Annotated in this window: 7 protein-coding genes; 2 read left to right on the top strand and 5 right to left on the bottom strand. The window is 61.1% G+C overall.

The window, feature by feature from the left end; all coding sequences use genetic code 11:
• Positions 1-55: 55 nt before the first annotated feature.
• From ACODTO_RS23055 to ACODTO_RS23075, 5 genes are all read right to left on the bottom strand, one after another.
• Positions 56-880, bottom strand: a complete 825-nt coding sequence (locus tag ACODTO_RS23055) for an arylamine N-acetyltransferase family protein (protein WP_175361241.1) — start codon at positions 878-880, stop codon at positions 56-58.
• Between the two features lie 117 nt (positions 881-997).
• Positions 998-1,792, bottom strand: a complete 795-nt coding sequence (gene xth, locus ACODTO_RS23060; protein ID WP_175361240.1) for an exodeoxyribonuclease III — start codon at positions 1,790-1,792, stop codon at positions 998-1,000.
• Between the two features lie 35 nt (positions 1,793-1,827).
• Positions 1,828-4,404, bottom strand: a complete 2,577-nt coding sequence (locus tag ACODTO_RS23065) for a bifunctional diguanylate cyclase/phosphodiesterase (protein ID WP_489107097.1) — start codon at positions 4,402-4,404, stop codon at positions 1,828-1,830.
• Between the two features lie 80 nt (positions 4,405-4,484).
• Entirely contained in the window at positions 4,485-6,053 is a 1,569-nt protein-coding gene (locus ACODTO_RS23070) for a sensor domain-containing diguanylate cyclase (RefSeq protein WP_139641676.1), read from the bottom strand.
• Positions 6,054-6,271: 218 nt separating this feature from the next.
• On the bottom strand, positions 6,272-6,931 hold the full coding sequence (locus tag ACODTO_RS23075) for a ribonuclease T2 family protein (RefSeq protein WP_139641674.1): 660 nt from the start codon (positions 6,929-6,931) through the stop codon (positions 6,272-6,274).
• Positions 6,932-7,113: 182 nt separating this feature from the next.
• Between ACODTO_RS23075 and chrA the strand changes: the two genes are divergently transcribed.
• Both chrA and ACODTO_RS23085 read left to right on the top strand, forming a co-directional pair.
• Positions 7,114-8,457, top strand: a complete 1,344-nt coding sequence (gene chrA / locus ACODTO_RS23080) for a chromate efflux transporter (RefSeq protein WP_464711059.1) — start codon at positions 7,114-7,116, stop codon at positions 8,455-8,457.
• Positions 8,458-8,630: 173 nt separating this feature from the next.
• Positions 8,631-9,782 carry a mechanosensitive ion channel family protein gene (locus ACODTO_RS23085; RefSeq protein WP_139641670.1) on the top strand — a complete coding sequence of 384 codons (1,152 nt, stop codon included), beginning with the start codon at positions 8,631-8,633 and terminating at the stop codon, positions 9,780-9,782.
• Positions 9,783-10,217: the final 435 nt, after the last annotated feature.

Below are 10,217 nucleotides of genomic sequence, written 5' to 3' on the forward strand. Positions count from 1 at the left end.
TCGGCGTGATCCATGAGCTTGCTCTGCCTGCGCCCTCAAAAACGGAGAGCGCCACCTATCCCTCGAGAAGCTCCGCCACCGCAGGCCGCAGCAATTCCCGTGGTGGCACCCGCAGGCCGAATTCGTTTTCCAACAGATCGATCAGCTCATCGGCATCGGTGATCACCCGTCGCTCGCTCTCCTGCCCCATCCGGTGCACGGCATAACTGTTGCCGTTGAGGGTCTTGCGCAAACCGTCACCGGTGCGGGCCACCATCAACCGGCCCATGAAGGGCGAGTCGGGATGGTTGCAGACGTACCAGTTGCCCAGTGTGTAGTCGATGTCTTCCTGGCGTTGCAGGTCGAACAGGTACATCGGCCGCCATTCACCCGCGACGTTGGCCCGCAGCAGGTAGCCGTCCGGCTGGTCCTCGATGCGATACGGCTCATGTGGGGTGGCCTGGATGTCGCGACTGTCCAGCAGCAGCGGCCCGGTGGGCACCATGCCGCCGAAGCCGACATCGGTGATGTAGCGCACGCCGTCTATTGTCACCAAGCTGAGGCGATGGGTCCGGGCGGTCCAGGCACCTTCGGGCGCGTTCATCACCACCCGGCCAGTGATACCGCGGGCGTCGAAACCCAATGCCTGCAACAGCACCAGGAACAACTGGTTGAGTTCGTAGCAGTAGCCACCACGCCCCTGCTCGAAAATTTTCCGCTCCACCGATTCCAAATCGATAGGCACCGGCTGGTGCAACAGCGTGGAGAGGGTTTCAAAGGGGAATTCGGCCGTGTGGCGGTTTTGTAGCTGACGCAACGTATCGAGCGTCGGGGCTGGCGGGGTGTCGAAGCCCAAGCGTTGCAGATAGCGACGCGAATCGCTCAGTCGGGGCTGGTTCATTTTAGGGTGTCCTTCTCCTGGTCCGGTGCAGGGCTGACAGGCAGCACGCTGCGGTTGGCGCCAGATATAAGGCATTCCCGTTACATAGACAACAACCGACCGAGACGCGTCGGGCGCTCAGCGCCGCTTGCGTGAAGCCAGCCGGATCCAGGTAGGGGCATGATCGCTGGGGTGCGGCTGGTTCCTGACCCAGGCGTCCACGCCCGCCTCACTCAGATAGGGGCTTGCCGCGGGATTGAGCAACAGGTGATCAATGCGCAGCCCGGAGTTCTTCTGCCAGTGCTGACGGAAATAATCCCAGAAGGTGTAGATCCGCTCGTCCGGGTACAAATGGCGCAGCGAATCCGTCCAGCCCTGGTCCAGCAACCGTTGATAGCACTCGCGGCTTTCGGGTTGCAACAAGGCATCCTTGAGCCAGGAACGCGGGTTGTAGATATCCATGTCAGTGGGCACCACGTTGTAATCGCCAGCCAGCACCACAGGGTGATCGCTGGCCTGCAAGGCCTGGGCGTAATCGATCAGCCGTTCGAACCACGCCAGTTTGTAATCGAACTTGGGCCCTGGCTGCGGGTTGCCGTTGGGCAGGTAAAGGCAGCCGACCAGTACGCCATGCACCGCCGCCTCCAGGTAGCGACTGTGGCTGTCGTCCTCATCGCCGGGCAAGCCGCGCCGACTCTCCAGCGGTTGCGCGTCTCGGGCCAGTATCGCGACGCCGTTCCAGGATGCCTGGCCATGCCAGATCGCCCCATACCCCACCGACTCCAGCTCGGCCGCCGGGAAATCCTTGTCGAGCGCCTTGAGTTCCTGAAGACAAACGATGTCGGGTTTCTCCCGCTCCAGCCATTCCAGCAGGTTGGGCAGCCGGGCGCGAATGCCATTGATATTGAAAGTCGCGATCCGCAGTTTTTTCATGGGCCAGGACCTCGAAGTGCCAAGATGCCAGGGTATCAGGAGCCGGTTTTCGTCAGCGGCCGGGGGTTTTCCAGCAAGTTCGAAAAGGCCTGTTTATCGATCGGACGACTGAGGAAATAGCCCTGTACCTCGTGGCACTGGTCCGAGCCCAGCGAGCCGAGCTGAGCCAGGGTTTCCACCCCCTCGGCCGTGACGGTCAGGCCCATCGCCTTGCCCAGGTTGATAATCGCCTGGACGACCGCGCGGTCGTTGCTGCTGTTGCTCATGGAAGCGATGAAGCGCTTGTCGATCTTGATGCCGTCGAAAGGATAGGTGCGCAAGTACCCCAGTGAGGAGTAGCCGGTCCCGAAATCATCCATGTTCAGACGCACGCCCAATTCCTTCAGGGCATTCATGACCTGAAGGGCGCCGTCCACATCGTTGAGCATCACGTTCTCGGTGATTTCGAGTTCCAGGCGACTCGCGGGGAAACGGGTTTCGATCAACACCTGGCGTACGTCCTCCACCACATCGCTGCGCTCGAACTGCGCCGGCGACAGATTGACCGAAACCATCAGGCTCCCCGGCCACGTCAGCGCGGTTTCGCAGGCCTCGCGCAGCACCCAGCGGGAAAGCGGAACGATGAGATCGGTCTGCTCGGCCAGCGGAATAAAAGCATCGGGACCGAGCAGGCCCTGGGTGGGATGCTGCCAACGCACCAAAGCCTCGACGGCCACGATCTCCCGGCCGTCGACTTTGTAGCGTGGCTGGAAGTGCAAGATGAATTCGTTGTTCTTCAGTGCCTGGCGCAGATCGCTTTCCAGCTGGCGTCGATGCTGGATCTGGTCGTTCATCTGCGAGGCGAAATAACACCAGGTCTTCTTGCCCTCGGACTTGGCCTGGTACATGGCAATGTCGGCACAGCGAATCAACTCGCCGGGCACATACCCCTGGCGACGACTCACGGCAATACCGATGCTGGCGCCGATGTGCAGGGCATGGGTTTCGTAATGGATCGGTTGCTGCAGGCTATCGATCAGCCGTGCGCAGAATCGGTCGATCTCAGTGGTGTTCTCCATCCCGCTGAGCACCACGACGAACTCGTCGCCGCCCAGCCGCGCCACCAGATCCTGCTCACGGGTACTGTCGCGCAAGCGCTGGGCGACTTCCAGCAGTACCGCATCGCCGGCCGGGTGGCCCAGGGAATCGTTGATCGGCTTGAAGTTGTCCAAGTCCACCATCAGCAAGGTCAACGGGGCGGAATGCTCTTTGGCGGCCAGCGCCTCTTCCAGGTGCCGCGCCAGCTTGTTGCGGTTCGGCAGGCCGGTCAGCGCATCGTGCATCGACAGATGCTGGACCTGGGCGTGGGCCGCCACCTCGTCGGTGATATCGCTGGCGGTGCCACGGTAACCCACCACGTCGGACTTGTCGTATATAGGCCGCGCCGAAACTCGGCAGAAGCGCAGTTGCCCAGAATGATCGCGGTAGGAACAGCGCAGGTTGCTCGCACCCTGCTCTTCCGTCAGGTCGCCCAGCCACAGGCCAATCGGGATGGTGTCGCAATACAGCAGTTGCTCGATGTCCTGACCCAACCATTGCTGGGCAGAAAATCCGGTGACTGTATTGAAGCGTCCCGACAAGTAGGTGAGGTGCCGTTGGGCGTCGATTTCCCAGATCCAGTCGGAGGCAGCCTCGGCCACGGCGCGGAAGCGTTCTTCGCTGGCCTCCAGGGCCTGGGTCGAGCGCTCCAGGCTGTCGTAGCTGGCATCCACCTGCCGTGCCGTACGCAGCGCATAGCGGAAAAAATAGGCCGTGAGCAGCGCCAGGATCAACAGCGCCCCACCCAATGGCGGCATCAGTGACCAGAGCAATTGCCGCCCCGGCTGTTCGAGGTGTGACACCAGGCTGTAGCCGGTGCTGTCCAGCGGCACCGCCGGCTGCCCGGACGTAAGTTCGTCGTCCTTCTTGAGGTTCAGGTTGGTGAGGCCATAACGTTTGCCCAGCGCGCGCAGCTTGACGGGAGTCAACTGGTCGACAAACAACAGGACCGATGTACCCTTGGCATCGACCCGGGGACGCTCGTCATTGGGCAGGATCACCGAAGCGGTGACGATGGCCGGCCAGCCTTCGAACAAGGTGTAGCGGATCGCAGGAACGGTCAGGTCGGATTGCCCCTGGAGCTGATCCACCAGCTCCTTCAAGGGCACATCGATGTACGCTGCCGCCTCCGCCTGGACATTCTGCCCCCGCACCACCGCGTATTTGGTGCGCTCACGGTCGACGACGAACACCCCCTCGTACCCGTCGTTGGTGAACAGGGTCTTGCCCATGTTCTGTTCCGCGTAGGCCCAGTGCACATCGACTTCACCGTTGAGGTGCTCATAGGCAGTGGTCCAGTAGGTGTAGCTGGTGATGTAGTTCTTCGAGGCGATAATGCGGTTTTCCACGGCACGCTCGATGTAGAAGTGTGTCTTGCGCACGTCTTCTGCATCCAGTTCCCGGGCTATGTTGAACAATGCCGCAACGGCCACCAGGACGCCCAGGACAAACAACCCGGCGACCGCGACCACCAGGCGTCGGGTAATCGGCGTGTGGCGCGTGACGTTGGAAGGAATATCGGCAGCGGTCTCCATTTACCAGCTCCTGTCCGATCGGCTAACAGCGAGATCCTGAGCAATGGACCCTCGTCAACCACCGATGATTCCAACGGATCTCAACGGTCCGAACGCTCCAGCCTATCGAGGCCACTTTCGTTAGACCACGCCGCCACCCGATTGCGGCCGCTGTGCTTGGCCTGGTAAAGCGCCGCATCGGCCCTCTGGATAAAGACCTCGATGCTGTCCAGGCTGCTGGGCACGAAGGCGTGACACCCCAGGCTCACCGTCAGGTAGCCGGTGGGAGAACCGGAATGGGTGATGTGCTTGTCGACAAGGCTCTGGCGGATCTGCTCAGCCAACGTCATGGCGCCCTGCAGGTCGGTATCGGGCAGCAGCACAGCAAACTCTTCACCCCCATAACGCACTGCCAGGTCGGCCTTGCGATGGCAGCAGCCCTTGAGCACTTTCGCCACTTCTGCCAGGCAATGGTCCCCGGCCACATGCCCGTAGGTATCGTTGTAGCGCTTGAAGTAGTCGATATCGAGCAGGATCAGGCTCAAGGGACTGCGCTGGCGGGCGCCACGGCCAAATTCGATGTCCAGGGCCCGCCCGAACAGCCGACGATTCGCCAGCCCGGTCAGGCTGTCATGGGTGGCAATCAGCCTCAGTGCTTCCTGGGCCTTGCGCAGGTCGGCCTCGATCCGTTCGCTGTTACGCACCTGGCGCACAAACACCCAACCGAACAGACAGATGCCCGTGACCACCAGGGCCACGATGAGGCTGGACTGAAAGGCTTTGCCATACCAGCCGGCGAGGATCGCCTGCTTGGACATCGCAACGGTGACGATCAGGGGATAGGCCTGCAAATGCTGGTGATCATAAAGCCTGACCACACCGTCGACGGAGCGGATCATCGCGGTATCAGGCTCCTTGGTCTGCAGGTCATGCCGGAAGAGACTCTCCTGGGACATGGCCCGGCCGATCTGCGCCTCGTCAAAGGGTCGGCGGGCCAGCAATGTGCCGTCGGACAAGGCCAGGGCCATCTCGTCTTTGTCGTCAAGGCTGAAGCTTTTGAAGAACTTATCGAAGTACGACATCTTGATACCGGCCAGCAGCACGCCCTGGAAATTGCCGTCCTGATCATTCACGCGCCGGGAAATGGGAATGATCCAATCGCCATTTTGCCGACTGCGGATGGCCGGCCCGATATGGGCGATCAACGAGGCATTCTGCTGATGGAAAACGAAATAGTCCCGATCCGCCACCCCATCGCCTTTTTTCAAGTCATCAAAGGAGGTGACGATCCAATGGCCGCTCTTGTCGAACAGAAACAGGCCATGCAATTGCTCCAGTGACTGCACGCGCCGGGCAAAGGTCTTGTGCAGGCGTGGCTGCAGCGCCGGACCGAAACCATCGTTCTGAATCCAATCGGTCAGGCTGGCCAGCACCAGGTCAGCTTGCAGGAACGTATCCTGGGCCTGCTGGGCCATGGCCCGGGTAAGGTTGGCCGAAGCTACACTCGCTGCCTCGAGGTCGTGGCGCCGGGACTGTTCCAGTTGCAGGTAGAGCAAGCCGCACAGGCACAGGCACACCGCCGCGATAAACGCTACCGCTGCCTTGAGCAACGGCAGGCGCTTGAGAGCACCGCCGGGGGGATTGAGCGGATCATGGATGAGGATAGGCAAACGAATTCCCGGGAGGGCAAAACATGAGCGAATCGCTCAAAGCCCCCAATAGGCAGAGCTTAGCCTACCGCTTGTAGGGCGGCAATTTGCCGGTGCAAGGCAGCTGATGGACGGGAAGATGGATCCAAAAATCTAATGCCAGCCAGCACAGCGCTGAACGGTGGCGAGGGATTTATCCCCTCGCCACAAGACCTTCACCATGGGGCACAGAGACTGCCTCACCGCACCGGCGGTACCCGGACATCCCCGTCTCGGCACTGAGTCTTGACACCCCTGCCGCAACTGGCGAACGTCAGGTCCTTGTCCATGCACACCCGGACTTCCGACAATTGCGGCCCGCTGCAGATGACTGCAATACCATCAGCCGGAATGCCAGGATTGCTTTGTCGGAACAGCCGGGCAATTTCCTTGGCTTCAAAATAGTAAGACGAACTGGGAGGTTGCAACTGCGACGGCACCTTCACCTCCGCCAACGCCTTGTCGGACGCCTCCAGGAAACCCATGGCACCAAGACCGGTGCACGTGCCGTGCTTGGACCACTCGTGCTCCAGCAATTTGCGCGTCGGAAACAGCGTCAGGCCCTTTTCCCGCTCGGCCACCGTCAGCGGCACCCTCGGCTCACAGGACTGCGGCCAGCCGCCCTTGACGTATTGCGGCCAGAGACCGTGCAGGACAAAACCGTAGCCCTTGCCGGAGCATTGAGCGTCGTTCGAGTGCGTCAGGCAGAACGTCGGAGACCAGGACAGCGACAGCACGTAGTAATCGAACACTCCCGCGACGGACTCCGCCCGGGCACTGCGTGATTCACGGGCATCGCCCATCCCCATGAAGCCCACTGTGAGCGCGAGCAGCATGACTATCGCAAAACGTTGTTTCATTGACCCGCTCCTTGGGCAGTCCTGTAAACGGTGAGGTCGACTCGGTCGGTGATTGTTCAAGGGTTATGTTTCAAGGCGGTGAAAGGAGGTGTTTTTTACAGGGAAACCCTGGCGGGGGCTATCCAAATTGCGTGACGCCCCCTAACGTAGTTCGCCTTCCACCGCCAAGTATGCCGCCGACCATGGACAATCCCTCCCGAACCCTCGAAGCCCCCTCGGCGGTCAGCCTGCGCGAAGCTTTCTGGTTCTGGCTCAAATTGGGTTTCATCAGTTTTGGCGGGCCGGCAGGACAGATCGCGATCATGCATCAGGAGCTGGTGGAGCGTCGGCGCTGGATTTCCGAACGGCGTTTCCTGCACGCCCTCAACTACTGCATGTTGCTGCCTGGACCCGAGGCCCAGCAGTTGGCGACCTATCTGGGCTGGCTGATGCATCGGGGCCGGGGCGGAGTCATCGCCGGCGCGCTGTTCGTATTACCTTCGTTGTTTATCCTCATCGCCTTGTCCTGGCTGTACGTCGCCTTTGGTGAAGTGCCGGTGGTGGCGGGGATTTTCTATGGCATCAAGCCCGCCGTGACAGCAATCGTCGTCCATGCCGCCCACCGCATAGGCTCTCGTGCACTGCGCAACAGTGGGTTGTGGGCGATAGCCATCGCATCGTTCGCTGCAATATTCGCCTTCAACGTCCCCTTCCCGCTGATCGTGCTCGGGGCCGCCGTCATCGGCTATTTCGGTGGGCGCTGGGCGCCGGAAAAATTCAACCTTGGCGGCCAGGCGCCCGGGCATCGGTCCTTCGGGCCAGCCTTGATCGACGACGACACCCCGACCCCGGAACATGCCCGGTTCAGCACTTTCAGGCTCATCCGGCTGGCGATCATCGGTGCCTTGCTTTGGGTCTTGCCAATGGGCCTGTTGACTCTGACATTCGGCTGGGAAGGCACCTTCACGCAGATGGCCTGGTTTTTCACCAAAGCCGCGCTGCTGACTTTCGGTGGCGCCTATGCAGTGTTGCCTTACGTGTATCAGGGAGCTGTCGCACACTTTGGCTGGCTGACTCCGACACAGATGATCGACGGCCTGGCCCTGGGCGAAACCACCCCAGGCCCCTTGATCATGGTGGTGGCCTTCGTCGGTTTCGTCGGCGGCTATGTGATGCAGGTGTTCGGCCCCGAACAGGCCTTTCTCGCCGGTGCCGTTGCGGCCACGCTGGTGACCTGGTTCACCTTCCTGCCCTCGTTCCTGTTCATCCTCGCCGGTGGCCCGTTGGTCGAGTCGACCCACAACGCGTTGAAGTTCACCGCACCGCTGACGGCGATTACTGCCGCGGTGGTCGGCGTGATCCTCAACCTGGCCTGCTTCTTCGGCTACCACGTGCTCTGGCCCAACGGCTTTGCCGGTGCGCTGGACTGGCCATCGGCAATCATTGCCCTATTGGCGGCCATTGCATTGTTTCGCTACAAGCGTGGCGTGATCCAGGTCCTGGTGGCGTGCGGGCTGGCCGGGCTGGCGGTGCACCTGCTGCGTTAAGTGAGTCGCTTGCTCAGGTCAGTCGCCGCTGCCTCCGATGCCGCAACCACTGGCAGGCAACAAAAATGGAACGGCTCGTACCTCACATCACCTAATGAAGTTCGTGGTCCTGTCCAGACTCCCACGCTAGATAGGGCCTGAACCCGAAAAGCAACGGCGCAGGTGACCGATCCATGGACTCAAGCTCCCTTGAAATCTTTACCGATACCCAGTTGCTGGGCATCTCCATCGCCAACTGGCTGCTTGCTCTCGGCGTGATGACGGTGAGCTTCATCGTCGCCAGGGCGAGCATCGGCTTCCTCCTGAAGAACGTGCGGGCCCGGGCGCAAAAACCCAACGCCTACCTCAGCCACATCGCCGTCGAAGTGCTCTCCAGCACCAGTAATACCCTGTTGTTGCTGGCTTCGATCCTGATCGGCATTGGCGTACTGGACTTGCCGGAGCGTTGGCTCAGCCGAGTCAGCAGCCTCTGGTTCGTGGTGGCCGCCCTGCAGATGGGGCTCTGGGCCAACCGAGCCATCGCCCTCGTACTGCTGCACTATTTCGCCCGTCACAACCACACCGAAATCCACCAGAAAAGTGCCCTGGCGACCCTGAGCCTGTGGGGCGCGAAGGTATTTCTCTGGGCCATGGTGCTGCTGGCGATGCTCTCCAACCTCGGCGTGAACATCACCGCGTTTATCGCCAGCCTCGGCGTCGGCGGCATCGCCGTGGCGCTGGCGGTGCAGAACATCCTTGGCGACCTGTTTGCGTCGCTGTCCATTGCCGTGGACAAACCCTTCGAGGTCGGCGACTTCATCGTCGTCGGTTCCCTGGCCGGGACCGTCGAACACGTCGGCCTGAAGACCACGCGGATCCGCAGCCTGGGTGGCGAACAGATCGTGATGGCCAACGCGGAGATGATCAGCACCACCATCCAGAACTACAAACGGCTCCAGGAGCGGCGCATCGTTTTCGAATTCGCCCTGCCCCTCGACTGCTCCACGGAACAGCTCAAGCAGGTGCCAGTCATTGTCGAACGCATCATCAAGGCACAGGAAAAGACCCGCTTCGACCGCTCGCACTTTCGCGGCATCGGCCAGAGCGCTCTGGAATTCGAAACGGTGTATATCGTGCTGGACCCCAGCTACAACATCTACATGGACATCCAGCAGGCGATCAACCTGGGCATGATGGAAGAATTCGCGAAAATCGGCGTGCGCTTCGCGATTCCTGCGCGAACCGTCCACGTCGCTTCGCTGCCGCACATGCCTGCGCAGCCTACCAGGGAAAGCGACCACGAAATCCCGGCGCGGGCGACGCCGAAATATCAGGTACGGCGCTAATACCAAGCTGAGATCAGGTTCAACCGGAACCCCGTGGGAGCGAGCTTGCTCGCGATAGCGGTGCATCAGCTAGCCCAGGATTGACTGACCCGGCGCCTTCGCGAGCAGGCTCGCTCCCACAGGGGAGTCGTGTTGAACCGAGATATTGTGCTCGTCGCTAAACAACTGTGGGAGCGGGCTTGCTCGCGATAGCGGTGCATCAGCTAGCCCAGGATTGACTGACCCGGCGCCTTCGCGAGCAGGCTCGCTCCCACAGGGGAGTCGTGTTGAACCGAGATATTGTGCTCGTCGCTAAACAACTGTGGGAGCGGGCTTGCTCGCGATAGCGGTGCATCAGCTAGCCCAGGATTGACTGACCCGGCGCCTTCGCGAGCAGGCTCGCTCCCACAGGGGAGTCGTGTTGAACCGAGATATTGTGCTCGTCGCTAAACAACT

It is taken from the genome of Pseudomonas sp. FG13 (genome assembly GCF_057809755.1).

Bases quoted from the DNA above. Each gene is read 5' to 3' on its own strand.
- ACODTO_RS23055 (WP_175361241.1), bottom strand. From the start codon at position 880: ATGAACCAGCCCCGACTGAGCGATTCGCGTCGCTATCTGCAACGCTTG.
- xth (WP_175361240.1), bottom strand. From the start codon at position 1,792: ATGAAAAAACTGCGGATCGCGACTTTCAATATCAATGGCATTCGCGCC.
- ACODTO_RS23065 (WP_489107097.1), bottom strand. From the start codon at position 4,404: ATGGAGACCGCTGCCGATATTCCTTCCAACGTCACGCGCCACACGCCG.
- ACODTO_RS23075 (WP_139641674.1), bottom strand. From the start codon at position 6,931: ATGAAACAACGTTTTGCGATAGTCATGCTGCTCGCGCTCACAGTGGGC.
- chrA (WP_464711059.1), top strand. From the start codon at position 7,114: ATGGACAATCCCTCCCGAACCCTCGAAGCCCCCTCGGCGGTCAGCCTG.
- ACODTO_RS23085 (WP_139641670.1), top strand. From the start codon at position 8,631: ATGGACTCAAGCTCCCTTGAAATCTTTACCGATACCCAGTTGCTGGGC.